Origin of the sequence: Inquilinus sp. CAU 1745, from assembly GCF_039839375.1 — a bacterium.
Taxonomy (GTDB): Bacteria; Pseudomonadota; Alphaproteobacteria; order DSM-16000; family Inquilinaceae; genus JBDOQU01.
On the sequence record NZ_JBDOQU010000008.1, the window covers coordinates 106,316 to 130,928 of the forward strand.

Sequence of the window (24,613 nt, forward strand, 5' to 3'; positions counted from 1 at the left end):
GGTCCCCCTCCCGACCCCTCCCCGTTCATGGAGGGATCGGGAGCGAGGTCCGACCGGTCAGCCGATGGAGACGGTGAGCTCCGAAAGGCCGTCGATGCCGCCGACCAGCCTGTCGCCCGCGACCACCGGGCCCACGCCTTCCGGCGTGCCGGTCATGATGAGGTCGCCCGGGTAGAGGGTGACAAGGCCGGAGAGGTAGGAGATCGTCTCCTGCACATTCCAGATCTGCTGGGCGAGGTCGCCCTTCTGGCGGGTCTCGCCATTCACCTTCAGCCAGATCTCACCCTTCGCCGGATGACCGATCGCGGAGGCGGGGGTCAGCGCCGTCATCGGGGCGGAATTGTCGAAGCCTTTGCCCATGTCCCAGGGCCGCCCCATCTTCTTCGCTTCCCCCTGGAGGTCGCGGCGGGTCAGGTCGATGCCGACGCCATAGCCATAGACATGGTCCAGCGCATTGGCCTCCCCTATGTCCACGCCGCCCTTGGAAAGCGCCACCACCAGCTCGATCTCGTAATGCAGGTCGCTGGTCCTGACCGGATAGGGGATGGTCGCGCCGGACGGCACCACGGCGTTCGCCGGCTTGGTGAAGAAGAAGGGCGGCTCCCGATCGGGATCGTGTCCCATCTCCCGCGCATGGGCGGCGTAGTTCCGGCCGACGCAGAAGATGCGGCGCACGGGGAAGCCGTCCCCGCTTCCCACGACGGGAAGGGTCGTCGGCTCGCACAAGGGAATGACGTAACCCATTTCAGTATCTTACCTTTCTTGGAGAGATTGAGAGTTCAGCGCGTGCCGGCGTAGAAGGCGATGCGGCGTTCGGCCATGCCCACCAGTTCGGACAGGCCGTAGGCGAATGAGAAGACGATGAAGATCAGCGCCCAGAATTCCGGCATCAGGAAGTTCCGGGAATAGAGCTCGAACAGATAGCCGACGCCGACGATGGCGATCAGCAGTTGGCCGATGATGACGCCCTTCACGCCCCGGATGACGCCGAGCCTGACGCCGGCCAGTATCTCCGGCAGGGCGGCCCAGAAGATGATCTTGGCGTAGAGGTCCCGCCGCCGGGCGCCGAAGGAATTCGCCATCTCCACGAGGGACGTGCTGGCGTGGCGGACGCCGACCTGGGTGTCCAGCGCGATCACCCAGACGGAGAAGAGGACCACCGTCACAACCATGGTCTGGAGCCCGAACCCGATGATCGCCATCAGCAGGGGCACGACGGCGCTGAGCGGCGAGCTTTCGAAGATGTTCGCCCACATGCCCATCACCTCCCCGAAGGTGGGGATGCGGGCCATCATGATGCCGAGCGTTATGCCCAGGGTCAGCGAGATCGCCATGCCGATGCCGAAGGCCTGGAGGGTGACGCCGATGGCCGACTGGAAGCGGCCGGTCGGGATCACTTCGGCCATGGCCATCAGGATGTCCGTGAAGGGCGGGATCAGGAGGACGAGTTGGAGGCGTCCGACGATCTCCCAAAGGATCAGCCAGAACACCAGGGCGAGCCATGTCGGAAGGCGGTAGCCGTAGATGGTCATGCGGCCCTCCCCTCACTCTTCCAGATAGTCGCGGAGTTCGTTCCAGATCTCGTCCACCGTGTCGAGATAGGCCTTGGAACGCCGCAGTTCGTCGAAATCGCCGGACCGGTCGATATCGGGCCTGATGATCCGCGACACCCGGCCGGGATTGCGGGTCAGGATGACGATCTGGTCGGAGATGTAGACCGCCTCCTCAATCGAATGGGTGACGAAGATGACGGTCTTCTTCTCCTGGGCCAAAAGCCGCAGCAGATCCTCCTGGAACTTGCGGCGGTTTTGTTCGTCGACGGAGGCGAAGGGTTCGTCCATCAGCAGGATGTCGGCGTCGACCGCCAGCGCGCGGGCGAGCCCGACCCGCTGCCTCATGCCGCCTGAAAGCTGATGGGGATATTTCTGTTCGGACCCCGCCAGGCCGACCTCCGCGATGTGATGGCGGGCGATATCCTCCCGCTCCTTTCGCGGCGCGCCGCGGAGCTCCAGCCCGAAGGCGACGTTGCGGAGCACGGTCGCCCAGGGCATCAGCGCAAAATCCTGGAAGACGAAGGCCCGTTCGGGGCCGGGGCCGGAGACTTTCCGGCCGCCGACGAAAATCTCACCCTCCGTCGCCGGAATCAGGCCGGCGACGATCTTGAGCGTCGTCGTCTTGCCGCATCCGCTGGGGCCAAGCAGCGTCGTGAGCTGTCCGCGCGGAAAGTCGATGTCGACCCCCTGGAGGGCGCGGAACGGCCCGTAGGCCTTGCCGACGCCCCGCACGCTTACGGCGGGTTCGGGCGCTTGATCCGCGTCGACCGGGGGCATTTGCTTATGAGCCACGGCTGGCACTTCCTTAACCTCCGTCAAGCCGCGCGCTGTTCCGGACGGAACACCGCGAACTCGAGTTTCTGAAGAAGGGTGATGGAGACGCTCGCGAAGATGACGATGGAGAAGATCGTGGCGAACATCTCCGGATAGGCGGCGAGCGAGCGGAAATAGGTGATCAGGTCGCCGACGCCGGTCGGCGTGATCATCAGTTCGGCCAGTATCGCGCCGGTCAGCCCCTGGGCCAGACCCAGCCGGAAGCCGGCGAAAATCATGCCGCTGGCCGCCGGAAGGATGATCTTGAAGACCTGCTGCCGGCGGCTGGCCAGGAAGGACTGGCTCATCTCCAGCAGGCTGGGCGGCGTGTTGCGGATGCCGTTGTAGGAATTGAGGATGATGATCGGCGCGCTCATGATCACCACCGCCAGCACCTTCGCCGCGAGGCCGATGCCGTAGATGAAGGTGACCAGCGGGATGATCGCCGCCATGGGCGCGGCCTGGAGGATGACGAAGACCGGCAGGCTGAACCATTCCATCGGGCGCAACAGCCCCATTCCGATCCCGAACGTGACGGCGAGGAGGGAAGAGAGGAAGACGCCGATCGCCATCGGCTTCAGCGTCTCCCCATAGGCGAGGAACAGGCTGCCATCGGCGATCATCGTCCAGAGCGCCGCCAGCGTGTCGAGGAAGGTCGGGAAGACCGGGCTGACCGGCACCCGGCCGGCCCATTCCCAGCACACGAGCACCAGGAGCACGGACAGCGTCCGCAGCACCCAGATCCGCCTGAGAAACGGCGGCACGGCGAACCGCGCCGGCGCGCCGGGGCCGGGGGAGAGGCCGGCGGTCGCCGGCCCCTCGAAGGTTGGTGTATGTGTCATGAAGTCGAGCTTCGTTCCGGCGGCGGGCCTATTCGCCCATCGTTTCCAGGGTCCGCTCCAGGGGAGCGAAGTACCAGAAATCCTCCACCTTCAGCGTCTCGGGCTCGCCCTCTAGCTGACCCGCGACCGTGAAGAATTCGAAATCGTCCGCCGCCGATCCGACGCCGCCATCATTGGGGAAGGTCCCGGTTTCCACCGATTGCTCGAAAAAGGGACCGATCTGCTCCTCCAATTCCGACGGCAGGTCGGGAAGCAGGCCCAGACGCTCCCGCTCCGCAGCGACGAAGGATGGATCCTCGTTGATCTGGCGCCACGTCTCCGTCAGTTCCTCGATCAGGACCTGGACGGTTTCCTCATTCTCCTGAAGCCAGTCCAGGCGGGCGAAGAGGGTTTCGTCGCTGGCGTCCACGTCCGGCACCTCCAGCATGACGAACTTCTCCGGATCCTCCTCCATCACGAGGTTGCGGCCGGCGATGTCGAGGAAGGTGGCGTCGACATTGCCGCGCAGCAGCGCCAGCGTCCTGACGTCGGAGCCGGGCACGTAGCTGATCTCGCCGAACTGGATGCCCTCCACCTGCTCGATCAGGCGGGCCATCGCCTCCGTGCCCGATCCGCGCGTGTGGACCGCAAACGCGCCGCCATCCATCGCCTGCCAGTCGGGATAGACCTCCCCGTTGGCGACGGCGAAGAAGCGAAGCGTGCTCAACTGATAGAACATGCGAATGGGCACCTCGGCCCGCTGGATGATCGCGTAGGGCGCGCCGACGCCGACATCGGCCTGGCCGTTGACGATCGCCTGGTTGGCCATGTCCTCCCCGCCGAATTCGATCAGTTCGACCTCGATTCCGCGTTCGCGCACCCCTTCGAGCGCGATCAGCAGGTTCAAGGATTCGATCGAAGCGATGTCGCCCAGCGCCACCGTTATGCCGTCCTGAGCGGAAGCGGCGTTCGGCAGACCCGCCGACGTCATCGCGATCACGGCGGCGCCAAGGAGCCCGGCGCGGGATGTAAATTTACCCATCATTTTCCTCCCTTTTGAGTGGACCAAGCTGGACCATTGATCTTTTCGTCAGACCTTATTCCGAAATGGTAGGCATTGGTTTAGACGACTGTCAACGATATCCCTTGAAAATCACGCATTTACACGATATTTCATTGAACCAATCGTTCCAATGGTCAAAGTTTACGCCATGAATCATCTCGCCCAAGACGATCCTCTGACGCTGCTGCGGAGCTATATCGCCGATACCGAAATGGCGATCGACAGCCGGCTGCCGCCGGAGCGCGACCTGTCGGAGACGCTGGGAATCTCCCGCGCGCAACTTCGATCGGCCCTGGCCGCGCTGGAGGCGGAGGGGCAGATCTGGCGGCATGTCGGCAAGGGCACCTTCATCGGCACCCGCCCGATCGAGACATCTGCCGACGCCACCGCCATCGCGCGCCGGACCAATCCAGCCGAGGTGATGCGCACGCGGCTGTTTCTGGAGCCGGAGATCGCGAGCCTGGCGGCGTTGAACGCGACCCCGGCCGACGTAGCGGAGATGAGGGTCTGCATCCGGCGGACGCGGACGGCGGCGAGTTGGCGTCAGTATGAAAGCTGGGACAATCGCCTGCATCGGGTGATCGGCGCGGCGACGCAGAACACGCTGCTGCTGGCGCTGCTGGACACGTTAAGCGCCGTGCGCCGGTCGGTCACATGGGGGCGGCTGCGGGCGAACAAGCTGCGGCCCGATCCCGATCATCACAGCTTCGCCGAGCATGACGCCATCGTCGACGCGATCGAGGATCGCGACATGGACCGGGCGCGCGACTGCATGCGCATCCATCTGGAAAGCGTCGAACGGAACCTGATGCGCCAGCGGTCCGGCAACGGCTCGGCCCGATAGAGCCTCAGGAGGACTTCTTCGCCTCACGCTTCCGGCGCGCCCGCCGGGTCAGCATGTTCAGCCCCTCAACCAGCGACGAGAACGCCATCGCGGCGTAGACGTAGCCCTTCGGCACATGGGCGCCCATGCCTTCGGCGATCAGCGTCATGCCGATCATCAGGAGGAAGCCCAGCGCCAGCATGACGATGGTCGGGTTGGCGTTGATGAAGTTCGCCAGCGGGTTGGCGGCCAACAGCATCACCGCCACCGCCACGACGACGGCGATGACCATGATCTCTATGTGGTCGGTCATGCCAACGGCGGTAATGATGCTGTCGACCGAGAAGACCATGTCCAGCAGCAGGATCTGGAAGATCGCCGCGCCGAAGGTCATCGTCACCTTCTCGCTGTCGAACATGTCCGGGCCGGGGTCTGCATCGACCGAATGGTGGATTTCCTTGGTCGCCTTCCAGACCAGGAACAGCCCGCCGGCGATCAGGATCAGGTCACGCCATGAGAAGCCATGGCCGAAAAGCTCGAAAACCGGCTGCGTCAGTCCGACGATGAACGCCACCGTCGCCAGCAGGCCGAGCCGCATGACCAGGGCGAGGGCGATGCCGATGCGCCGCGCCCTCTCGCGCTGGCCCTCCGGCAGCTTGTTGGTCAGGATGGAGATGAAGATCAGATTGTCGATCCCCAACACCACTTCCATGGCGATCAGGGTCGCCAGCGCCACCCAGGCGGCGGGATTGGCGGCGAGTGCGAACAGACTATCCATGGTCGTCGGTCATCCTTCCGGGGTCAGGCGTGGAACGCGCTACGATCAGCGGCAGCCCTAAGGTAAGCGACGCCGAGGGTCAAGCGCGCGCCGGGGCTTCCGACCGATCCATGCCTCCCAGCGCCTGGAGCGCGGCGGCGACGATATGGGAGGCGGAGAGGCCGGCCTCCTCATATTGCCGCTCGGGCTTGTCCTGATCGACGAACCGGTCGGGCAGCGCCATCGGCCGTATCCTGAGCCCATGGTCGAGAAGCCCCTCCATCGCCAAATGATTGAGCACGAAGGAGCCGAAGCCACCGACGGAGCCCTCCTCGACGGTGAGCAGCACCTCATGCTCCGTCGCCAGCCGCCGGATGAGATCGGCGTCGAGCGGCTTGGCGAACCGGGCGTCGGCGACGGTTGCGGACAGGCCGCGCGCCGCCAGATCCTCGGCCGCCAGGAGACATTCCTTCAAGCGGCCGCCATAGCTCAACAGCGCGACCTTCGTCCCCTCGCGCAGGATGCGCCCGCGTCCGATCTCCAGCGGCAGGGGGTCGGCCGGCAACTCGACGCCCACGCCCTCCCCGCGCGGATAGCGGAAGGCGGATGGCCGGTCGTCGATCGCCGCGGCGGTGGCGACCATGCGGGCCAGTTCCGCCTCGTCGGACGCCGCCATCAGGACGAAGCCCGGCAGGCAGCCCAGATAGGCGATGTCGAAGGAACCGGCATGGGTCGCGCCGTCCGCCCCGACCAGCCCGGCGCGGTCGATCGCGAACCTGACCGGCAGCCCCTGGATCGCCACGTCGTGGACGACCTGATCGTAGGCCCGCTGCAGGAAGGTGGAGTAGATCGCTGCGAACGGCTTGAACCCTTCGGTCGCCAGCCCGGCGGCGAAGGTGACCGCATGCTGTTCGGCGATGCCGACATCGAAGCAGCGGTCGGGGAACCGGGACTGGAAGAGGTCCAGCCCGGTACCCGACGGCATGGCGGCGGTCACGGCGACGATACGGTCGTCCTTCTCCGCCTGACCGATCAGGCTTTCGGCGAAGATGCGGGTATAGCTGGGCGCGTTCGGCTTCGCCTTCGCCTGCGCGCCGGTGATGACGTCGAAGCGGGAGACGGCGTGCAGCTTGTCGGCGGATTTCTCCGCCGGCGCATAGCCCTTGCCCTTCTGAGTGACGCAATGGACCAGGATCGGCCCTTCCACCGCGTCGCGCACGTTCTGGAGAACGGGCAGCAGGTGGTCCAGATTGTGGCCGTCGATCGGGCCGACATAGAAGAAGCCCAACTCCTCGAACAGCGTCCCGCCGGTGACCAGCCCGCGGGCATATTCCTCCGCCCGCCGCGCCGCCTTCTGGATCGGCCGGGGGAATTTCTCCGCCAGCTCCTTCATGTGGTGGCGCAACGACCTGTAGGACCGGCTGGAGATCAGGCGCGACAGGTAGGCGCTCATGGCGCCCACGGGCGGCGCGATCGACATGTCGTTGTCGTTCAGCACGACGATCAGGCGGCTGTCCATCGAGCCGGCATTGTTCATCGCCTCATAGGCCATGCCGGCGCTCATCGCGCCATCGCCGATGACCGAGACGACGTTGTTCTTACGACCCGCCAGGTCGCGGCCGACCGCCATGCCCAGGCCGGCGGAGATGGAGGTCGAGCTGTGGGCCGCGCCGAACGGGTCGTAACGGCTTTCCGACCGCCGGGTGAAGCCCGACAGGCCGTCGGCCTGCCGCAGCGTGCGGATGCGGTCGCGCCGGCCGGTCAGGATCTTGTGCGGGTAGCATTGATGGCCGACATCCCAGATCACCCGGTCGGCCGGCGTGTCGAAGACGTAGTGAAGGGCGACGGTCAGTTCCACCACGCCCAGCCCCGCGCCCAGATGCCCGCCGGTGACGGAGACGGCGTCGATCGTTTCCAGCCGCAGTTCGTCCGCGACCTGACGTAGCTGATCGGGCTTCAGCGCCCGCAGGTCCGCCGGTTCGTGCAGCCGGTCCAGCAACGGCTTTCGAGACGACATGTCAAAAAACTCCCAACCTTCATCCGGCCCATCGGCAACGGGTCGGATGACCCTTTCGCATCTTCAGAGAACGACATTCCCAGAATGATGTTGCGACTAAGCAAGAGGAATAAGGAAAAGGTACGGCAAGCAGGGCCAAGATGTCACACCCGGCGCTCCACGACATAGCGCGCGACCGCGCGAAGCATGTCGGCGCGGTCTTCGAAGACGTCAAGATGCGCGATCGCCTGATCGGCCAGCATGCGCGCCTGCGCCCGCGCCCTTTCCACCCCCAGGATCGAGACGAAGGTCGCCTTCCCGGCGGTCGCGTCCTTGCCGGTCTTCTTGCCGACCTCCTCCTCCCGCCCCTCGACATCCAGAAGATCGTCGGCGATCTGGAAGGCGAGGCCGAGATCGTGGGCGTAGGCGTGCAGGGCCTGGCGGCGCGTGCCGTCCGCCTTCCCCAGCACCGCCCCGGCCTCGCAGGCGAAGGCGAAAAGCTCCCCCGTCTTCATCCTTTGCAGCCGGGTGATGGCGTCGGTGTCGAACTGCTTGCGCTCCGCCAGCATGTCCAGCGTCTGGCCGCCGACCATGCCGTGGCCGCCGGCGGCCACCGCGAGCGCATGGACCAGGGCGCAGCGCACCTGCGGATCGGCGTGGGTTTCCGGATTCGCCAGGATCTCGAAGGCCAGCGTCAGCAGCGCGTCGCCGGCCAGAACGGCCGTCGCCTCGTCATATTCGACATGGACCGTCGGCTTGCCCCGGCGCATCGTGTCGTCATCCATCGCCGGCAGGTCGTCATGGACTAGCGAATAGCAGTGGACGCATTCGACCGCCGCCGCGACGCGAAGCGCGCAGGCCTCCGCCACGCCGAACAGCCTGGCCCCGGACAGCACCAGGAACGGCCGCAGACGCTTTCCGCCGCCAAGCGTGGCGTAGCGCATGGCCGCGAAAAGCGGGGCTTCGGTATCGACAGGTTTGGGCAGCAGCCGGTCGAGCGTCCGTTCGACCCGCGCGGCCGCATCAGCGATCGCCGGCTGCACCGTCGGAGCGAGCGCCGTCGTCATTCAAGAGCAGCCGGAGCAGTGGAGACGGCGCCGTCGGCGGCCTTCGCGATCCGGTCCACCTTCAACTGGGCGTCCCGCAGCTTGTTCTCGCAATGCCGCTTCAGCAACGCGCCGCGTTCGTAGGAGTGGATCGATTCCTCCAGCCTGGCCGCGCCGCCTTCCAGCTCGCGGACGATCTTCTCCAGTTCCGCCAGCGCGTCTTCGAAGCTCATGCCGGCGATGTCGGGAGGAATGGGGGTTTCGGCCATGGTGTCTGCCGTTCCTGCGGGATTAAGGAAGGGTGCGCGGTTCTTCGATGGAAGGCGCGCACTCTATGCCGGGGCCGGACCGCCCGCAACCCGAGTCACAGGATCAGAAGCTCTCTGACATGGGCCGCCGCGGAAGCCGCCAGCGCGCCCGGATGATACCCCCCTTCCAGGGTCGAGACGATGCGCCCGCAGCAAAGATCGGCCGCCAGTGCGCCGAGCCGGGAAGTCGCCCAGGCGAAATCATCCTCCGTCAGGTCGAGGCCGGCCAGAGGATCAAGCGCATGGGCGTCGAAGCCGGCGGAGATCATCAGGAGGTCGGGGCCGAACCGCTCCAGCGCCGGCAGCACGTCACGGGCCATGGCGTCGCGGAATTCCGGAGAGCCCGCGCCGGCCGGCAGCGGGATGTTGACGATATTGCCGTGGCCCCCCGTCTCATGGGCATGCCCGGTGCCGGGGAACAGCGGCGCCTGATGGATCGACGCATAGAACAGGTTCGGATCGTTCCAGAATATCGCCTGGGTGCCGTTGCCATGGTGGACATCGAAGTCCACCACCGCCACACGCCGCGCCCCGTGGGCCGCCCGGGCGTGCAGCGCGCCGATCGCGACATTGTTGAAGAGGCAGAAGCCCATGATCCGTTCGGGCTCCGCATGATGGCCGGGCGGCCGGACGGCGCAGAAGGCGTTGCGCCCCTGCCCGTCCATCACGGCATCGACCGCCGCCACGACGGCGCCGGCGGCCCTCAACGCGGCCTCCCCCGATCCGGGCGAGATGACCGTGTCGCCATCGATGTCGCGCCATCCGGTTTCCGGGATGATCGCCAGGGCTCGGCGGACATGATCGGCGGGATGGACGCGGGTAAGCTGGTCGATCGTCGCCCTGGGCGCGTCGCGGCGGTCGAGGAACATGAACGCCTCACCCTCCAGCGCGGCGCGAACCGCGCGCAGGCGAGCGGCGCATTCCGGATGGCCCGGCCCGGTATCATGATCCAGGCAGGAATCGTGGGCGAACAGGAGCGTGTTCACCCCGTCTTCTCGATCCTGTAGACAGCGACGCCCTCGCCGATATCCTCAACGCCCAGCAGCCTGTGGCCGGTCGCTTCGCAGAAGGCGGGAAAGTCCTTGTGGGCCGCCGGGTCGGTGGCCTGGATCTCCAGCACGTCGCCAGCCGCCAGATCCTTCAGCGCCTTCCGCGCCTTCAGGACCGGCATCGGGCAGATAAGGTCACGGGCATCCAGCAGGCTGACTGTCATGGGAAATTCGGGCGCTCAGGCGAAATCATGAATCTCCGAACGGTAACGTTCCCCATCATTCCATGCAATGAAGCCGGCCGGCCGGAGCGGTTTTGATCGGCGCCCGCCAAAATCTCTTGTATTTTAAATATAATCCGTCTTTCTTAGCGGACGACTTGCCACTTTTGGGTGTTTACCGATGAACCTGCTCAGCCTGCCGATCAACACCCAGAAGGCGACCGCCCTTCTGAAGGCGATGAGCAACGAAAAGCGGCTGCAGATTCTCTGCCTGCTGGCGGATGGCGAGAAGTCGGTCAGCGCGCTGGAGAAGGTGGTGGATCTGAGCCAGTCCGCCCTGTCCCAGCATCTGGCGAGATTGCGTCAGGACGATCTGGTGACGACCCGCCGGTCGGCGCAGACGATCTACTATTCGCTGCAGGACGACCGGGCGATCCGCATCCTGCGGACGCTCCACGATATCTACTGCCCCGGCGAATCGGCCCGCGCCGCCAACCACCCGAACTGCGGCGAAGTCGCGGCCTGATCCGGCTTCAGCGGGCGCGCCAGGCGCCGGCGGCCACCGCCAGCCATCCCAGGATCATCAGGGTTCCGCCAATGGGCGCGACCGCGCCGAGGATTCCCGGCGCGCCGAACGCCAGCCCGTAGAGCGCGCCGGCGAAGATCAGCGGGCCGAGGATGAAGCAGAGAATCGCGATTTGCCGCCATAGGGTCGCGAAACCGGCCGGAGCCAGCGCCAGCAGCGCGACCGCGTGAACGAGCTGGTATTGCCCGCCGGTCTCCAGCAGGGCGACAGCATCCGGACCCGCACCGTGGGCGGCGAAGGCGCCGAAGCCGACGGCCAGCGCGCCATGCAGCCCCGCCGCCAGCAAAGCTGGCCGTCTTCCCCTCGCGGTATCGTCGTCGGCGCGGCGCATCGGGCTATTCCGGCAGGATACGGACCGCCCCCTTGTCGGCGGAAGAGGCGAAGGCGGCATAAGCCTTCAGCGCCGTGGTCACATTGCGCCTGCGCGGGGCCGCGGGCTTCCAGCCGAGCCTGTCCTGCTCGGCGCGGCGGGCCGCCAGCTCCTCGTCAGAGAGGGCAAGATTGATCGTTCGACCGGGAATGTCGATTTCGATGATGTCGCCGTTGCGCACCAGGCCGATCGTTCCGCCCTGCGCCGCCTCAGGCGAGGCGTGGCCGATGGAAAGCCCCGAAGTGCCGCCCGAGAACCGGCCGTCGGTGACCAGCGCGCAGGCTTTGCCTAGGCCCCGCGATTTAAGGTAGCTGGTCGGGTAGAGCATCTCCTGCATCCCCGGCCCGCCCTTGGGGCCTTCGTAGCGGATCACCACCACGTCGCCCGCCTTGACCTCCTTGTTGAGGATGCCCGCCACGGCGGCGTCCTGACTTTCATAGACGATTGCCGGACCGATGAACTTCAGGATGGATTCATCCACGCCCGCGGTTTTCACGATGCAGCCATCCAGCGCGATATTGCCCTTGAGGACCGCCAGACCGCCATCCTTCGAGAAGGGATGTGCGACCGAACGGATCACGCCCTTTTCGCGATCGAGATCCAGCTCTTCCCAACGGGCGTTCTGGCTGAAGGCGGTCTGCGTCGGAACGCCGCCCGGAGCCGCCTTGAAGAAATCGCGCACGCTCTCGCTTTCGGTGCGGTCGATCGCCCAGCGGTCGATCGCCTCGCCCAGAGTGGGCGCATGGACCGTCGGCGTGTCGCGGTGGATCAGCCCGCCCGCCTCCAACTGGCCAAGGATCGCCATGATGCCCCCGGCGCGATGGACGTCCTCCATATGCACGTCCTGCTTGGCCGGGGCGACCTTCGACAGGCAGGGCACGTTGCGCGACAGCGCGTCGATGTCGTCCAGCGTGAAGTCGATCCCGCCCTCATGCGCGGCGGCAAGGATGTGCAACACCGTGTTGGTGGAGCCGCCCATGGCGATGTCGAGCGACATGGCGTTCTCGAAAGCCTGCTTGTTCGCCACGTTGCGCGGCAGGACCGAAGCATCGTCCTGTTCGTAATGGCGCCTTGCAATGTCCACGATGAGATGGCCCGCCTCGACGAACAGGCGCTTTCGGTCCTCATGGGTGGCAAGCGTCGACCCGTTGCCCGGCAGCGAGAGGCCAAGAGCCTCGGTCAGGCAGTTCATAGAGTTCGCCGTGAACATGCCCGAGCACGAACCGCAGGTCGGGCAGGCCGAGCGCTCGATGACCTCCAGATCGGAATCCGAGACATTCTCATCCGCGGCGGCGACCATGGCGTCGACCAGATCCAGCGCCTGAGTCTTGCCGCGCAGAACGACCTTGCCGGCCTCCATCGGTCCGCCCGAGACGAAGATCGCGGGGATGTTCAGCCGCATCGCCGCGTTGAGCATGCCGGGCGTGATCTTGTCGCAGTTCGAGATGCAGACCATGGCGTCGGCGCAATGGGCGTTGACCATATACTCGACGCTGTCGGCGATGATCTCACGCGACGGCAGCGAGTAGAGCATGCCGTCATGCCCCATGGCGATACCGTCATCCACCGCGATGGTGTTGAACTCTTTCGCGATGCCGCCTGCCGCCTCGATCTCGCGCGCGACGAGCTGGCCCAGATCCTTCAGATGGACATGGCCGGGAACGAACTGGGTGAAGGAATTGACCACGGCGATGATAGGTTTGCCGAAATCTCCGTCCTTCACGCCGGTCGCGCGCCAGAGGCCGCGGGCTCCGGCCATGTTGCGGCCATGCGTGGTGGTTCTTGAACGATAGGCTGGCATCGGGCTGTCATCTTCTGCTTGCGTGTCGCTCCGAACAGAGCAGGACGGTGTGCTTGACGCAAGTCGCATCGATCATGATTGATGAAGAGGCTTCTCGTAACGCCAGACCTCAAGCCGGAAGATGCCGTCAGGCGTTTCCAGTTCGCTGGTCATAGGTCCTTTCCGATGCCAACCGTTCTTCTCGTAGAATCGTGCGGCACGGTCGTTGCCGATCGCGCATGCCAGCCAGGCGGTCGTCACGCCACAGGCGGACAGGCGGTTTTCGCCATCGGCGAGCAGAGCGGCCGCGATTCCCGAACCTCTCGCGTCCGCCGAAACATAGAGTTGGTAGAGTTCGTCCTGCTTGACCATGCAGAAGCCGGTGGGGTGGCCCGGCGCACCCGCCACGCGCGTGTGGGCCAGATTATCGGCAAGCCTCTGGCGGAAGCTCTCGAGGGTGCGACGCCTGGCCAATTCGGCGGGAAGGATGCGAGCATGGGCGTCCCGCCATCCGTCGTGCCAAAGCCGCGCCAAGGGATCGATGTCGACGCTTTCCGCATCCCGCATTGCGGGGGAATGGCGCATGGCGGTGGCCCTACCTATAGCCTGTATCGTCCGCCGGCCTTCCGGCTTCAATAGAGCGAGACGGTGGAGGCCTACCGCGCGACCTCCGCCGTCACGCCGATCGAGGGGATGGTGTTCTGGATATCGGTGTCGGGGATGCGCCGGAAGACGGGATCGCAATAGAGGCCCTTCAGCGCGTTCGCCGGATAGTTGCCGCTCCCGCCCCCGCTGGACATCCCGCCGAAGAAGGTCTGGAAGGCGACGCAGCCGATATCGCCGACGGAGAAATGCTCATATTCCGATGGTCCCAGCGGGGTGGCGATGGTCCCCTGCTCACCCCAGGCGAAGCGTGTCGCGTCTTCCGCGCCCCAGCTTTTCACGACGAATTCGCGAAGATCGGCTTCCTCGCGGACAGGAACGCCCGCCGTCGATTCGCGCAGCACGAGCTGGAAGAAACGCCGCGAGGGATCGATCGGCGTCACCCAGCGCTCATACCGGACGGTGGTGTTGAGGTCGATGACGTAGCGCCGGATATTCCCGCTGCCGAAGGCGGAGACCGGCACGACGAGATGGGCTTCCTCCGGCGGCATCGGCCGCCAAGTCTGCGCCCAGGAAGGTCCTCCGGCGAGGGTCGCCGCGATCATCAGGGAGGCCATCAGCCATCGCATGCGGATCATGCCCGTCTCTCCTCCGTTCGGTTACGATCGCCATCGTCTCTGGTCATCGTCTGGGGCCATCTTGACGGCACGATGGCGCGGATCACCCCAGCAGCAGGCTGTCATCCGCCAATTGCTCGCCGCGCACCCTGGAGAAGAGCCCCAGCAGGTCCGGCACGTCCAGGCCCGAACGCTCCGTTCCGGATACATCCAGGACGATCCGCCCCTCATGCAGCATGATCGTCCGATCGCCATGATCGAGCGCGTGGCGCATGGAGTGGGTCACCATCATGACGGTCAGCCCGTGTTCGGCGACGATCCGCTTCGTCAAGTCCAGCACGAAGGCTGAGGTCCGCGGGTCGAGCGCGGCGGTATGTTCGTCCAGCAGGAGGATCTTCATGCCGGCCAGGGTCGACATCAGCAGACTGACCGCCTGCCGCTGACCGCCCGACAGCAGGCCCATCCGATCGCCCAGCCTGTCCTCCAGGCCCAGCCCGAGTTCCGCTATATGATCGCGGAAGAACGCCCTTCGGTTCCCGTCCAGCGCGCGTCCCAGGCCGCGGCGACGGCCGCGGGCATAGGCCAGCGCCAGATTCTCCTCGATCGACAGGGCCTCGCAGGTCCCGGCCATCGGGTCCTGGAACACGCGGGCGACCAAACCTGCGCGACGCGGCGCGGACCAGCCGGTGACGTCGGTATCGTCCACCAGCACCTTCCCGCCATCCACCGGCACGTCGCCGGTGACGATGTTGAGAAGGGTCGACTTCCCCGCGCCGTTGGAGCCGATGACCGTGACAAACTGCCCTTCCGGGATCATGAGGTCGACGCCGCGCAGGGCGTGAGTCTCCAGCGGCGTGCCGCGCCCGAAGGTGACGTGGATGTCCCTGACCTCGATCATCGCCCGTTCCCCTGGCGGAACATCGACCGGAAGGGATTCCGCATTCCCGGAAGGATGAGCGCGAGCGCGACAAGGACGGCCGTGACAAGGTTCAGGTCCGATGCCTGGAGGCCGAGGAAATCCGCCCCCAGCGCCAGCTGGATGGCGATGCGGTAGAGGATCGACCCGACGATGCAGGCCATCACCATCCAGAGGATCGACCGGGTGCGGATCAGGGTTTCGCCCAGGATGACCGCCGCCAGACCGACGACGATGGTGCCGACGCCGCTGGTCACGTCGGCGAAACCGTTGGTCTGGGCGAACAGCGCACCCGCCAGCCCGACCAGCGCGTTGGAGATCGCCATGCCGACATAGGTGTGGAAGGAGGTGGAGATGCCCTGCGCCCGCGCCATCCGGGCGTTGGCCCCGGTGGCGCGCATCGCCAGCCCGAACTCGCTGTTGAGGAAGCGCGAGACCAGCAACGTCACCGCCAGCACCAGCACGCCGACGAACAGCGGCTTCAACTGGTATTGGGAGAGGCCCAGCCCCTCGAACGGCGTCAGGATCGTCTCCTGGTTTATCACTGCGACGTTGGGCCGGCCCATGATGCGCAAATTGACGGAGAAGAGCGCGATCATGGTCAGGATGCTGGCCAGCAGGTGCAGGATCTTGAACCGCACGTTGAGGAAGGCCGTCACCAGTCCCGCCAGCGCGCCCGCCAGCGTCCCCGCCAGGGTCGCGAACCAGGGATCCTGCTGGTTGACGATCAGGGTCGCGGTCACCGCCGCGCCGAGCGGAAAGCTGCCGTCGACCGTGAGATCGGGGAAATCAAGCACGCGGAAGCTCAGGAAAACGCCGAGAGCGACCAGACCGTAGACGAGGCCGATCTCGATAGCGCCCAGAAAGGCGATTAGGCTCATCTGTTCCTCAAAAAGCAGAACCCCGCGCCGGACGGGCGCGGGGCTCCATGATCATTGACGTTTACTGACCGACAACCGTATGGGCGCGGTCGATCAGTTCCTGAGACAGTTCGATGCCCATCGATTCCGCCGCCGCCGGATTGACGAAGAGATCGGTCCCCGACGCGTTGCGGACCGGGATGGTCCCCGGATCCTCACCGTTCAGGACGCGCGCGACGACTTCGCCCGTCTGACGGCCGACCTGGTAGTAATCGAAACCGACCGTCGCGATCGCGCCGCGCTCCACGCTGTCGGTGTCGCCGGAGAAGACGGGGATGTCGCTGTCCGCGCCGACGGAGAGGACGGCCTCCAGCGCCGAGACGATGGTGTTGTCGGTCGGAACATAGATGGCGTCAACCTTGCCGATCAGGCTCTGCGCCGCGCCCAGCACGTCGGCCGTCCGAGGCGCCGGCGCCTCGACGATGTTGAAGCCGTAGGTCGGCGCGATCTCGCTTAGGATGCTGACCAGCGTGACCGCGTTCGCCTCACCCGGATTGTAGGGGACGCCCAGCCCTTCGGCTTCGGGCATGATCTCACGGATCAGCTTCAGATGATCCTCTAGCGGCGAGAGGTCCGAAACGCCGGTGACGTTGCCGCCCGGCGCGTCCAGATCCTCGACAAGCTGCGCGCCGACCGGATCGGTGACGGCAGTGAAGACAACTGGGATGTCCTGCGTCGCCGCGACCACGGCCTGGGCCGAGGGGGTGGAGATCGGCACGATCACATCGGGGCCTTCGCCGACGAACTGGCGCGCGATCTGGGCTGCCGTCGCCGGGTTGCCCTGGGCGCTCTGATACTCGAAATCCAGCTCGAAGCCCTGCTCCTCAAGCTCGTCGCGCACGCCGTCGCGGGCGGCGTCCAGCGCCGGATGCTCCACGATGGCCGTGACATAGACGCTGACCGGCTCGGCCGCCACAGGGGTCGCGATCCCGAGGGCGATGGCCGCGGCGCCGGCAAGGGCGCCCAGGCGGACGGAATTCATGATGGATACCTCCCATAAATCAATGACCGGCGGCGTCTTGGCGCGCCGCGAGGACCCGGATTAGGACGCATGCGACCTATCCGGGTCAAGGAATCAGAGGCCGGCGTCGCCCAGATCGAAGGTGATGCCCTGCGCCAGCGGCAGTTCGGTGGAGTAGTTCACGGTCTGCGTCTGGCGGCGCATATAGGCCTTCCAGGCGTCCGATCCGCTCTCACGGCCGCCGCCCGTATCCTTCTCCCCGCCGAAGGCGCCGCCGATCTCAGCCCCGCTGGGGCCGATATTGACGTTGGCGATGCCGCAATCGCTGCCGGTGGCGGACAGGAACCGCTCGGCCTCCCGGACATCGGTGGTGAAGATGCAGGAAGAAAGCCCCTGCGGCACGCCGTTGTGGAGCGCCATCACCTCCTCGAAATCCGAATACTTCATGACATAGAGGATCGGAGCGAAGGTCTCATGCCGCACGATGTCGGTCTGGCCGGGCATCTCAACGATGGCCGGTCGGGCGTAGAAGGCGTGGGCCAGGATGCCGTCGGTCACCCGGCCACCGCCATGGACCTTGCCGCCATCGGCCTTGGCCGCCGCCAGCGCCTTCTCCATGCCCTCGAACGCGGCTTCGTCGATCAGCGGACCGACCAGCGTCTTGGCGTCCAGCGGATTGCCGACCGTGATGCCGTCATAGGCCCTCTTCAGCGCCGGGATCAGCGTGTCGTAGATGCTGTCATGGACGAACAGTCGGCGCAGCGACGTGCAGCGCTGCCCGGCGGTTCCGACCGCCCCGAACAGGATCGCCCGCACCGCCATCGCCGGATCGGCCGAAGGGGTGACGATCATGCCGTTGTTGCCGCCCAGTTCCAGCAGCGAGCGGCCGAGCCGGTCCGCCACGCGCAGGCCGACCTTGCGGCCCATCGCCGTGGAGCCCGTGGCGCTGATCAGCGGCAGCTTCGGATTGTCGACCAGTCGTTCGCCGATCTCCCGCCCGCCGATGACGACCTCCAGAAGCCCTTCGGGCGCATCGCCGCCGAAGCGCTCCATCGCCTTGCGCATGATCGCCTGGCAGGCGAGCGCCGTGACAGGCGTCTTCTCGCTGGGCTTCCAGACGACCGGGTCGCCGCAGACGAAAGCGAGCGCGGCGTTCCAGCTCCACACGGCGACGGGGAAGTTGAACGCGCTGATGACGCCGACGGGGCCGAGCGGCTGCCACGTCTCCGACATGCGGTGACCCGGACGCTCCGACGCGATGGTGAGGCCGTAGAGCTGGCGGGAGAGGCCGACCGCGAAGTCGCAGATGTCGATCATCTCCTGCACTTCGCCCAGCCCTTCCTGAAGAATCTTGCCGTTCTCCAGGCTGACGAGGCGACCGAGTTCGTCCTTATGGGCGCGAAGCTCTTCGCCCAGCAGGCGCACCAGTTCGCCGCGCCGGGGGGCGGGCACCGCGCGCCATTTCAGGAAGGCGCCGTGGGCGCGGTCGATGGCGGCGTCGACATCCCCGGCGGAATGTTCAGCGACCCGGGCGATCTCCGCGCCGTCGATGGGCGAGCGGACGACCAGCGTCCCGCCGGCCGTCGCGCCGGCTTCAAGGCCCAGGGCTGCGTAAAGATCCTGCACGTCCATCGAAACTCTCCAAGAAAACGGGGACCGGCCAACGAAGCCGGACTGATTTGCGCGCCATTCCTATCGCCGCCGACGCGCCACCGCAAGCGGCGCGCCAGTCGGAGAGGACATGGGTGATACAGCCTAGCCGCAACAGGCGGATTGACTTTGTTAAACTCAATCATGACAGTGCGTTCACAATGCTTTCTGTAACCAACGCTGGAATGCGACTGCGATGACCGTAGTGGTTCCCATATCTTGGGGTGAACTTCTTGACAAAATCACGATTCTTGAAATTAAAGCCGAGAGAATCGTTGACGAAAACAAGCAAACGAGTGTCGTCTCAGAGTTAACCGTCTTGCGATCCGCGCGTGATCAGGCCGGAAAATCACTAGATGAAGTCGCCGAAACGATCTTACGCCTGAAAGCTGTTAACGAACGCCTGTGGGATATCGAGAACGATATCAGAGCTTGCGAAGCTGCCGGCGATTTCAGCGAGAAGTTCATAGCACTAGCGCGCGCAGTCTATCAAACTAATGATCGTCGCGCCGCGCTCAAACGAGATATGAATTTAATGCTTGGGTCCGACTTAATAGAGGAAAAAGAATATTATAAAAAATAAAAAATACTTAAATAAAACAATCTATGCTACATAAATGTCGAACTATCTTGTTATAAAATTAGGGTCCCTAGGCGATATTTTTCTCATCGATGGCGCCCTACGCGATATCAGAAGACATCACCTAGCCGATAATATCTCCGTACTAACTGTCCCGGCCTACCGCAAACTCTTCGATAGGTGCCCATGGGTCGATAACATTATTCTGGATGAGCGAGCGCCACGATGGCGTCTAGACCGCATGTCGATTTTGCGACGCTGTCTCCGGAACGGTCAGTTTGCCGGGGTCTATGATCTGCAGCAGACTAAACGAACATTATTCTATCACCGATGGATGCTCCCTTCCGTCCCGTGGCCCGGCTCACCACCCCGCTGGGACGCCGCATACCATGCATCGGAAGCCGGACGCAACGTGCTGGAACGTATTACGGAAAGGGTTGAGTCTTTTGGAATTAAGCCAACACATAGCATAGCCCCGCGCCCGCTATGGATGGTTGACGAAGAGATTGACCGCTGGCTTACGGAACAACTCCCGGGGCGCTTCATAGTTGTGATACCGGGATCATCAGCCCGACACCCCGAGAAACGGTGGCCAGGGTACGCCGCCTTAGCCGCAATGCTGATTGACGACGGATATCAGGTGGTCACGGTACCTGGTCCCGATGAGTTAGAGCTATCTCGGACGATTCCAGGAACCACGATTACGGGCACTGGCCCTTACCTGAACTATTTTGGTTTGGCGGCGGTCCTTAATCGCGCAGCTTTCGTGATCGGTAACGATACCGGCCCATCTCATCTTGCGGCGCATCTCGGCATTCCCGGCCTGGCGCTATTCGGTGGCGCCCACTCGCCTGCGTCAACGGGGATTGAGAGAGAGCGCTTCTCGGCCCTTCAAGTGGATCGCCTGAATTTGCTCGACCCAGCCACTGTTTATGAAAGAGTTCGAGCACTGATCGCTCGGCATCAGGTCGGATAGGCTACAGCCCGATTTTTCCCTTCCTCGTCGACCCTGCCGGCTGCGTCCCGAAACGGCCGGTAAGCGCGGCGTCGGCGGCGTCGGCCTCCCGGCGGGCGGCGGCGGCGCGGGCCAGTTCCCGGCGGCGATAGATCTCATAGGCGATCGCGGCGAGGATCGTGACGGCGATCAGGATCAGCCCCAGCGCGTTGACCGCCGGGGTGACGCCGGTGCGGACCTTGGACGCGATATAGATCGTCAGGGTCGTGTCGACGCCGCGCACGAACAGGGTGGTGTTGTAGTTCTCGAAGCTCTGCAGGAAGGCGATGAACCCGCCGGCCAGCAGCGCCGGGCGGAGATAGGGCAGCGTGATCCGGCGGAAGACCTGCATCTGGGTCGCGCCGAGATCCAGCGCCGCCTCCTCCAGCGTCCGGTCGAAGCGCTGCATCCGCGCCAGCACCATCAGCATGACATAGGCGGCGATGTAGGTGGTCTGCGCGATCACGGTCAGCAACACCCCGCCGCCAACGTCGAACCGCTGCCAGAAGATCAGCGTGGAGATGCCGATGATGACGCCGGGCGTCAGCAGGGGCGACACCATGACGGCGTAGGCGAAGGTCCGCGCGCGCTTGTGCAGCGCCGACAGCAGCAGCGCCGCGGCCATGCCGACGGGCACGGCGGTGGCGACCACGCCCGCGCCAATGACCAGGCTGGTCCACAGCCCGCTCCACATCGCCCTGTCTTCGGCCAGTTCGCCGAACCATTTCAGCGTCGTGCCCATCCAGGGCGTGATCGTGGGGAAGCGGCTCTCGTTGAACGTCGCCGCGCCCATGATGACGAGGGGAAGGAACAGATAGCCGAAGAAGGCCAGCAGGTAGAGCCGGACGGTCCATGCCAGGATGCGGGAAGAAGTCATGGCCGCCGCCCTACTTCGCTATGTCGCCGAGCGAGACCCGGAAGACCCGGAGCATGCCGAGGATGAAGACGATGCAGAGCAGCAGCAGGACGATCGCGTAGGCCGCGCCCTGGTTCCAGTCGCCGCCCTGGAAGAACCAGTTATAGATGATCTCCGTGAACCAGCGGCTGGAGGACGATCCCAGGATGGCCGGCACGGCATAGCTGCCGGCGGCCAGCATGAAGGTCATGATGCAGCCGGTGGCGATGCCTGGCTTGGCGTGCGGAATGACGATCCGCCAGTGGATGCGCGGCCATGACGCGCCAAGGTCGCGCGCCGCCTCGATCTGGTTGCGGTCCAGGCTCTCCAGGGAATTGTAGAGCGGGAAGACCATGAACAGGATGTAGGCGTAGACCATGCCGACGATGACGCCGGCATTGCCGTTGAGATAACGGATCGGCTCGTCGATCAGGCCCAGCGCCAGGAGCAGCATGTTCAGCGGCCCGCTGTAGGAAAGGATGATGTACCAGGCGAAGGTGCGCAGGATCTCGTTGATCCAGAACGGGATCACCAGCATCAGCACCATCGCCGCCGCGCGCTGACCCCGGGCGACCTGCGCGAGATAGAAGGCGATCGGGTAGCAGGTGACGAGGGTGCAGAAGGTGACGAGCGCGCTGGCCCAGATGGTCTTGAAGAAGATCGCCCGGTGGATCGTGTTGTCCCAGAGCGTCCGATAGTTGCTGAAGGTGTAGACATCCTTCGGCCCGCCGACCTCGGCCGGCAGAAGATCCGGCTTGAAGGAGAAATTGACCATCTGGACCTGCGGCAGGACGACCATCATCACCACCCAGAAAAGCGTGACGAGGATGATCGCGCCGCCCAGCCCGATGCCGTAGCGCCTGAAGAACTCAGCCATCGGCGGTCGCCAGCACCATGGCGTCGGCGGGGCGGAACGCCAGGTCCAGCTTCTGTCCGGGCTCCGGCGTCCGCAAGTCCCCGGTGTTGGGCAACTGGATGGTGATGGGCCGGCCCGATGGTCCCTGAACCACCAGATGAACGAACGAGCCTTCGAAATTCCGATGGTCGACCGGCGCGGAGAAGCGGTTCTCCCCGCCTTCGCCGACGCCGAGCGCAAGCCTCTCCGGCCGGACAAAGATCGAGGCGCGGTCCCCCTGCCTGATACCGTTGGAGACGCGGCCACGCAGCGGGCCGAGGGCGGTGTCGACCACCGCCTCCCCTTCCCCGACCGACGAAACCACGCCATCGAAACGATTGTTCTCCCCGACGAAGGAGGCGACGAAGGCGGTTTCCGGCGCGCCGTAGATGGCCTCCGGCGCGCCGACCTGCTGCAGCACCCCGTCGGACATGACGCCGACCCTGTCCGACATGGTCAGCGCCTCACCCTGGTCATGGGTGATGTAGATGAAGGTGACGCCCGTGCGCCGCTGGATGTCCCGCAATTCGGCCCGCATGTGCTGGCGGAGCTTCAGGTCCAGCGCGGAAAGCGGCTCATCCAGCAGCAGCACCTCCGGCTCCACGGCGAGAGCGCGGGCGATCGCGACCCGCTGCCGCTGTCCCCCGGACAGTTCGGCCACCTTCTTGTCGGCCGACCCCGTGAGGGCGACCAGATCGAGCAGGTCTTCGGCGCGGCGGCGGCGGTCAGCCTTTGAGACGTTCCTGACCTCCAGCCCGAAGGCGATGTTCTCCGCCACCGTCATCAGCGGGAACAGGGCCAGGTTCTGGAAGATCATGCCGGTCGGCCGCTTGTTGGGCCCGATGCCGCGCATGTCCTGTCCACCGATCCGAACCGCGCCTTCGGTCGGTTCGATGAAGCCGCTGATCATCCGCAGGATCGTCGTCTTGCCGCAGCCCGACGGTCCGAGAAACGAAAAAAATTCACCCTCAGCGATCTCCAGCGAGACGCCCTTCACCGCGGTGAAGGTGCCGAAACGCATGACCACGCTGTCGAGTTCGACATTCTGGCTCATGAGGTGACTTTACATGTAGGGGAAGCCCCCTCACCCTCCCGCCCCTTCGGGTCGGGTCCCTCCCTCTCCCACGAGGGGAGAGGGTAAGTTGTTAGCCCTCTCCCCTCGTGGGAGAGGGTTGGGTGAGGGGGGTATTTTAAGCCATCAGGCCGACAGGTACCGGTCCTGGTACTCGTTGCGGGCGGCGACGAACCAGGATTCCTGGATCGGCCACCACCACAGCTTGTCCAGCGCGTCGCCGGGATAGGCGTCGGCGAAGAACTGGCGGGCTTCCTCCGACAGGAACTGTTCGGCGCCCTTGGAGGTGGTGTTGTAGCCGGAGTGGGCGGTGTACATCGCGCCGACTTCCGGCGTGTAGTACCAGTTGATCCACTCATAGGCCTGCTCGACATTCTCCGCCCCTGCCGTCAGCGCGAAGCCTTCCAGCCAGGCCAGCGCGCCTTCCTTCGGCGCGATGTAGCGGATGGGCAGGCCTTCCTTGCGCAGGCTGGCGGCGGTGCCGTCCCAGGTCTGGCCGATGATGCAGCCATTGGTGCGAAATGCGGCCTGGGCCTCGTTCTCGTTCGCCCACATGGTGGCGACAGAGGGCTTGTTGGCGATGGCGGTTTCCAGGATCGCGTCGTAATTGGCGCGCATCACCTCTTCGGACTTGAAGGAGTCCAGCATCGGGTGCGGCAGCTTGCCGTCGGCTTCCATCCACAGGCCAATACCGACCAGCCCCGAATGGCCGCGCAACGTGACCTTGCCGGCATAATCCGGGTTCCAGAGGGAGCCGTAGCTGGCCGTGCCATATTCAAGCGGCGCCTGGTTCATGTCATAGGCGATGGCTTCGGTGCCCCAGTCGGACGGCGCCAGATAGCGCTTCCCGTCGATCACGCCGCCCCGGTCGACCGACCCGGTGATGGCCGACTGGATGCAGCCATCCCAGTTGACCTTGCTTTCGTCCAGCGGCTGGAGAACCTGTTCGGCGACGAATTCAGGCACACGGTCGACCGTCGGCTGCACAAGGTCGAAGCCGGCGCCGCCGGTGGCGCGAAGCTGGTTCAGCGCCTCCCCCTGATCGCCATAGGGGGTGTAGATCGCCCGGATGCCGGTCTTCGATTCGAAATCCGCCAGCATCTCGTCGGAGATATAACCGGCCCAGGAGAAGATCTTCAGCTCGCCCGACTGCGCCCAGGACCGGCGCATCAGGAACGGCCCGGCAGCCAGGGCGACGGCTGACGCCGCGGACGCCTTCAGCAGCGTGCGGCGGGTGAAGCTCTTCGCGGCGCTCATGGTCTTGGCGCCGGAGGTCGGAGCGTGAGACTTGGTGTCCAAGGTTGCCTCCCGATTATCATGTGCCGCCAGTGGATTCGACCTGGCGGGAAGACGCGCACCATAGCGCCCGTCGATGACAGTTTGG

General features: G+C 65.1%; 27 protein-coding genes. 4 read left to right on the top strand and 23 right to left on the bottom strand.

Going from position 1 to position 24,613, the window contains the following annotated elements:
- Positions 1–57 precede the first annotated feature (57 nt).
- Genes AAFN89_RS11685 through AAFN89_RS11705 form a run of 5 tightly spaced genes read right to left on the bottom strand, consistent with a single transcriptional unit; the run spans position 58 to position 4,229 of the window.
- Positions 58–744, bottom strand: coding sequence for a fumarylacetoacetate hydrolase family protein (locus tag AAFN89_RS11685; RefSeq protein WP_347539225.1), 687 nt, complete (start codon positions 742–744; stop codon positions 58–60).
- A 35-nt stretch (positions 745–779) separates the two neighbouring features.
- Complete coding sequence (locus tag AAFN89_RS11690) at positions 780–1,532, bottom strand: ABC transporter permease subunit (RefSeq protein ID WP_347539226.1); 753 nt, start codon at positions 1,530–1,532, stop codon at positions 780–782.
- 12 nt (positions 1,533–1,544) lie between these two features.
- A complete protein-coding gene (locus tag AAFN89_RS11695; RefSeq protein ID WP_347539227.1) occupies positions 1,545–2,345 on the bottom strand; it encodes an ABC transporter ATP-binding protein in 801 nt (266 codons plus the stop codon).
- A 23-nt stretch (positions 2,346–2,368) separates the two neighbouring features.
- Positions 2,369–3,208 carry an ABC transporter permease gene (locus AAFN89_RS11700; protein ID WP_347539228.1) on the bottom strand — a complete coding sequence of 280 codons (840 nt, stop codon included), beginning with the start codon at positions 3,206–3,208 and terminating at the stop codon, positions 2,369–2,371.
- A gap of 28 nt (positions 3,209–3,236) precedes the next feature.
- Positions 3,237–4,229: an ABC transporter substrate-binding protein gene (locus tag AAFN89_RS11705; protein WP_347539229.1), complete on the bottom strand. Its 993-nt coding sequence runs from the start codon at positions 4,227–4,229 to the stop codon at positions 3,237–3,239.
- A gap of 169 nt (positions 4,230–4,398) precedes the next feature.
- Here AAFN89_RS11705 and AAFN89_RS11710 point away from each other — a divergent pair, with 169 nt between their 5' ends.
- Positions 4,399–5,094 carry an FCD domain-containing protein gene (locus AAFN89_RS11710; RefSeq protein ID WP_347539230.1) on the top strand — a complete coding sequence of 232 codons (696 nt, stop codon included), beginning with the start codon at positions 4,399–4,401 and terminating at the stop codon, positions 5,092–5,094.
- Positions 5,095–5,098: 4 nt separating this feature from the next.
- Here AAFN89_RS11710 and AAFN89_RS11715 read toward each other — a convergent pair whose 3' ends face one another.
- The 6 genes from AAFN89_RS11715 to AAFN89_RS11740 form a co-directional block, all read right to left on the bottom strand.
- Positions 5,099–5,851: a TerC family protein gene (locus AAFN89_RS11715; RefSeq protein WP_347539231.1), complete on the bottom strand. Its 753-nt coding sequence runs from the start codon at positions 5,849–5,851 to the stop codon at positions 5,099–5,101.
- Positions 5,852–5,930: 79 nt separating this feature from the next.
- Positions 5,931–7,847: a 1-deoxy-D-xylulose-5-phosphate synthase gene (dxs, locus tag AAFN89_RS11720; protein ID WP_347539232.1), complete on the bottom strand. Its 1,917-nt coding sequence runs from the start codon at positions 7,845–7,847 to the stop codon at positions 5,931–5,933.
- A 143-nt stretch (positions 7,848–7,990) separates the two neighbouring features.
- Positions 7,991–8,893: a polyprenyl synthetase family protein gene (locus tag AAFN89_RS11725; RefSeq protein WP_347539233.1), complete on the bottom strand. Its 903-nt coding sequence runs from the start codon at positions 8,891–8,893 to the stop codon at positions 7,991–7,993.
- Positions 8,890–9,141, bottom strand: a complete 252-nt coding sequence (locus AAFN89_RS11730) for an exodeoxyribonuclease VII small subunit (protein ID WP_347539234.1) — start codon at positions 9,139–9,141, stop codon at positions 8,890–8,892. The genes AAFN89_RS11725 and AAFN89_RS11730 overlap by 4 nt, the downstream gene beginning before the upstream one ends.
- Before the next feature lie 95 nt (positions 9,142–9,236).
- Complete coding sequence (locus AAFN89_RS11735) at positions 9,237–10,166, bottom strand: histone deacetylase family protein (protein ID WP_347539235.1); 930 nt, start codon at positions 10,164–10,166, stop codon at positions 9,237–9,239.
- A complete protein-coding gene (locus AAFN89_RS11740; protein ID WP_347539236.1) occupies positions 10,163–10,393 on the bottom strand; it encodes a sulfurtransferase TusA family protein in 231 nt (76 codons plus the stop codon). Before AAFN89_RS11740 ends, AAFN89_RS11735 begins: the two co-directional genes overlap by 4 nt.
- Positions 10,394–10,571: 178 nt before the next feature.
- Here AAFN89_RS11740 and AAFN89_RS11745 point away from each other — a divergent pair, with 178 nt between their 5' ends.
- On the top strand, positions 10,572–10,916 hold the full coding sequence (locus tag AAFN89_RS11745; protein WP_347539237.1) for a metalloregulator ArsR/SmtB family transcription factor: 345 nt from the start codon (positions 10,572–10,574) through the stop codon (positions 10,914–10,916).
- 7 nt (positions 10,917–10,923) lie between these two features.
- On the opposite strand, the gene AAFN89_RS11750 is transcribed toward AAFN89_RS11745, so the two are convergent.
- From AAFN89_RS11750 to AAFN89_RS11785, 8 genes are all read right to left on the bottom strand, one after another.
- Positions 10,924–11,307, bottom strand: a complete 384-nt coding sequence (locus tag AAFN89_RS11750; protein ID WP_347539238.1) for a DUF423 domain-containing protein — start codon at positions 11,305–11,307, stop codon at positions 10,924–10,926.
- Between the two features lie 4 nt (positions 11,308–11,311).
- Positions 11,312–13,147 carry a dihydroxy-acid dehydratase gene (gene ilvD / locus AAFN89_RS11755; protein WP_347539239.1) on the bottom strand — a complete coding sequence of 612 codons (1,836 nt, stop codon included), beginning with the start codon at positions 13,145–13,147 and terminating at the stop codon, positions 11,312–11,314.
- 72 nt (positions 13,148–13,219) lie between these two features.
- Positions 13,220–13,711, bottom strand: coding sequence for a GNAT family N-acetyltransferase (locus AAFN89_RS11760; RefSeq protein WP_347539240.1), 492 nt, complete (start codon positions 13,709–13,711; stop codon positions 13,220–13,222).
- 71 nt (positions 13,712–13,782) lie between these two features.
- The gene (locus AAFN89_RS11765) at positions 13,783–14,367 is read right to left on the bottom strand and encodes a hypothetical protein (protein ID WP_347539241.1); all 585 of its coding nucleotides are present in this window, start codon (positions 14,365–14,367) and stop codon (positions 13,783–13,785) included.
- An 82-nt stretch (positions 14,368–14,449) separates the two neighbouring features.
- Positions 14,450–15,244, bottom strand: a complete 795-nt coding sequence (locus tag AAFN89_RS11770) for an ABC transporter ATP-binding protein (protein ID WP_347539242.1) — start codon at positions 15,242–15,244, stop codon at positions 14,450–14,452.
- Positions 15,241–16,143, bottom strand: a complete 903-nt coding sequence (locus AAFN89_RS11775; protein ID WP_347539243.1) for an ABC transporter permease — start codon at positions 16,141–16,143, stop codon at positions 15,241–15,243. Before AAFN89_RS11775 ends, AAFN89_RS11770 begins: the two co-directional genes overlap by 4 nt.
- 61 nt (positions 16,144–16,204) lie before the next feature.
- Positions 16,205–17,164, bottom strand: a complete 960-nt coding sequence (locus AAFN89_RS11780) for an ABC transporter substrate-binding protein (RefSeq protein ID WP_347539244.1) — start codon at positions 17,162–17,164, stop codon at positions 16,205–16,207.
- A 93-nt stretch (positions 17,165–17,257) separates the two neighbouring features.
- Positions 17,258–18,775, bottom strand: coding sequence for an aldehyde dehydrogenase family protein (locus AAFN89_RS11785; protein WP_347539245.1), 1,518 nt, complete (start codon positions 18,773–18,775; stop codon positions 17,258–17,260).
- A gap of 214 nt (positions 18,776–18,989) precedes the next feature.
- On the opposite strand from AAFN89_RS11785, the gene AAFN89_RS11790 reads away from it, so the two are divergent.
- Positions 18,990–19,376 (top strand): DUF6165 family protein, encoded by a 387-nt coding sequence (locus tag AAFN89_RS11790; RefSeq protein ID WP_347539246.1) that lies wholly within the window; start codon positions 18,990–18,992, stop codon positions 19,374–19,376.
- 487 nt (positions 19,377–19,863) lie between these two features.
- A complete protein-coding gene (locus AAFN89_RS11795; RefSeq protein WP_347539307.1) occupies positions 19,864–20,349 on the top strand; it encodes a glycosyltransferase family 9 protein in 486 nt (161 codons plus the stop codon).
- A 1-nt stretch (position 20,350) separates the two neighbouring features.
- Here AAFN89_RS11795 and AAFN89_RS11800 read toward each other — a convergent pair whose 3' ends face one another.
- The 4 genes from AAFN89_RS11800 to AAFN89_RS11815 form a co-directional block, all read right to left on the bottom strand.
- Positions 20,351–21,244 (bottom strand): ABC transporter permease, encoded by an 894-nt coding sequence (locus tag AAFN89_RS11800; protein ID WP_347539247.1) that lies wholly within the window; start codon positions 21,242–21,244, stop codon positions 20,351–20,353.
- A gap of 10 nt (positions 21,245–21,254) precedes the next feature.
- The gene (locus AAFN89_RS11805; RefSeq protein ID WP_347539248.1) at positions 21,255–22,139 is read right to left on the bottom strand and encodes an ABC transporter permease; all 885 of its coding nucleotides are present in this window, start codon (positions 22,137–22,139) and stop codon (positions 21,255–21,257) included.
- Complete coding sequence (locus tag AAFN89_RS11810) at positions 22,132–23,211, bottom strand: ABC transporter ATP-binding protein (RefSeq protein ID WP_347539249.1); 1,080 nt, start codon at positions 23,209–23,211, stop codon at positions 22,132–22,134. Before AAFN89_RS11810 ends, AAFN89_RS11805 begins: the two co-directional genes overlap by 8 nt.
- A gap of 144 nt (positions 23,212–23,355) precedes the next feature.
- Positions 23,356–24,528 carry an extracellular solute-binding protein gene (locus tag AAFN89_RS11815; protein ID WP_347539250.1) on the bottom strand — a complete coding sequence of 391 codons (1,173 nt, stop codon included), beginning with the start codon at positions 24,526–24,528 and terminating at the stop codon, positions 23,356–23,358.
- Positions 24,529–24,613 lie beyond the last annotated feature (85 nt).

Excerpts from the sequence above, each read along its gene's own strand:
- AAFN89_RS11685 (WP_347539225.1), bottom strand. The coding sequence starts at position 744 with ATGGGTTACGTCATTCCCTTGTGCGAGCCGACGACCCTTCCCGTCGTG.
- AAFN89_RS11690 (WP_347539226.1), bottom strand. The coding sequence starts at position 1,532 with ATGACCATCTACGGCTACCGCCTTCCGACATGGCTCGCCCTGGTGTTC.
- AAFN89_RS11700 (WP_347539228.1), bottom strand. The coding sequence starts at position 3,208 with ATGACACATACACCAACCTTCGAGGGGCCGGCGACCGCCGGCCTCTCC.
- AAFN89_RS11705 (WP_347539229.1), bottom strand. The coding sequence starts at position 4,229 with ATGGGTAAATTTACATCCCGCGCCGGGCTCCTTGGCGCCGCCGTGATC.
- AAFN89_RS11710 (WP_347539230.1), top strand. The coding sequence starts at position 4,399 with ATGAATCATCTCGCCCAAGACGATCCTCTGACGCTGCTGCGGAGCTAT.
- AAFN89_RS11715 (WP_347539231.1), bottom strand. The coding sequence starts at position 5,851 with ATGGATAGTCTGTTCGCACTCGCCGCCAATCCCGCCGCCTGGGTGGCG.
- dxs (WP_347539232.1), bottom strand. The coding sequence starts at position 7,847 with ATGTCGTCTCGAAAGCCGTTGCTGGACCGGCTGCACGAACCGGCGGAC.
- AAFN89_RS11725 (WP_347539233.1), bottom strand. The coding sequence starts at position 8,893 with ATGACGACGGCGCTCGCTCCGACGGTGCAGCCGGCGATCGCTGATGCG.
- AAFN89_RS11730 (WP_347539234.1), bottom strand. The coding sequence starts at position 9,141 with ATGGCCGAAACCCCCATTCCTCCCGACATCGCCGGCATGAGCTTCGAA.
- AAFN89_RS11740 (WP_347539236.1), bottom strand. The coding sequence starts at position 10,393 with ATGACAGTCAGCCTGCTGGATGCCCGTGACCTTATCTGCCCGATGCCG.
- AAFN89_RS11745 (WP_347539237.1), top strand. The coding sequence starts at position 10,572 with ATGAACCTGCTCAGCCTGCCGATCAACACCCAGAAGGCGACCGCCCTT.
- AAFN89_RS11750 (WP_347539238.1), bottom strand. The coding sequence starts at position 11,307 with ATGCGCCGCGCCGACGACGATACCGCGAGGGGAAGACGGCCAGCTTTG.
- ilvD (WP_347539239.1), bottom strand. The coding sequence starts at position 13,147 with ATGCCAGCCTATCGTTCAAGAACCACCACGCATGGCCGCAACATGGCC.
- AAFN89_RS11760 (WP_347539240.1), bottom strand. The coding sequence starts at position 13,711 with ATGCGCCATTCCCCCGCAATGCGGGATGCGGAAAGCGTCGACATCGAT.
- AAFN89_RS11765 (WP_347539241.1), bottom strand. The coding sequence starts at position 14,367 with ATGATCCGCATGCGATGGCTGATGGCCTCCCTGATGATCGCGGCGACC.
- AAFN89_RS11770 (WP_347539242.1), bottom strand. The coding sequence starts at position 15,244 with ATGATCGAGGTCAGGGACATCCACGTCACCTTCGGGCGCGGCACGCCG.
- AAFN89_RS11775 (WP_347539243.1), bottom strand. The coding sequence starts at position 16,143 with ATGAGCCTAATCGCCTTTCTGGGCGCTATCGAGATCGGCCTCGTCTAC.
- AAFN89_RS11780 (WP_347539244.1), bottom strand. The coding sequence starts at position 17,164 with ATGAATTCCGTCCGCCTGGGCGCCCTTGCCGGCGCCGCGGCCATCGCC.
- AAFN89_RS11785 (WP_347539245.1), bottom strand. The coding sequence starts at position 18,775 with ATGGACGTGCAGGATCTTTACGCAGCCCTGGGCCTTGAAGCCGGCGCG.
- AAFN89_RS11790 (WP_347539246.1), top strand. The coding sequence starts at position 18,990 with ATGACCGTAGTGGTTCCCATATCTTGGGGTGAACTTCTTGACAAAATC.
- AAFN89_RS11795 (WP_347539307.1), top strand. The coding sequence starts at position 19,864 with ATGGTTGACGAAGAGATTGACCGCTGGCTTACGGAACAACTCCCGGGG.
- AAFN89_RS11800 (WP_347539247.1), bottom strand. The coding sequence starts at position 21,244 with ATGACTTCTTCCCGCATCCTGGCATGGACCGTCCGGCTCTACCTGCTG.
- AAFN89_RS11805 (WP_347539248.1), bottom strand. The coding sequence starts at position 22,139 with ATGGCTGAGTTCTTCAGGCGCTACGGCATCGGGCTGGGCGGCGCGATC.
- AAFN89_RS11810 (WP_347539249.1), bottom strand. The coding sequence starts at position 23,211 with ATGAGCCAGAATGTCGAACTCGACAGCGTGGTCATGCGTTTCGGCACC.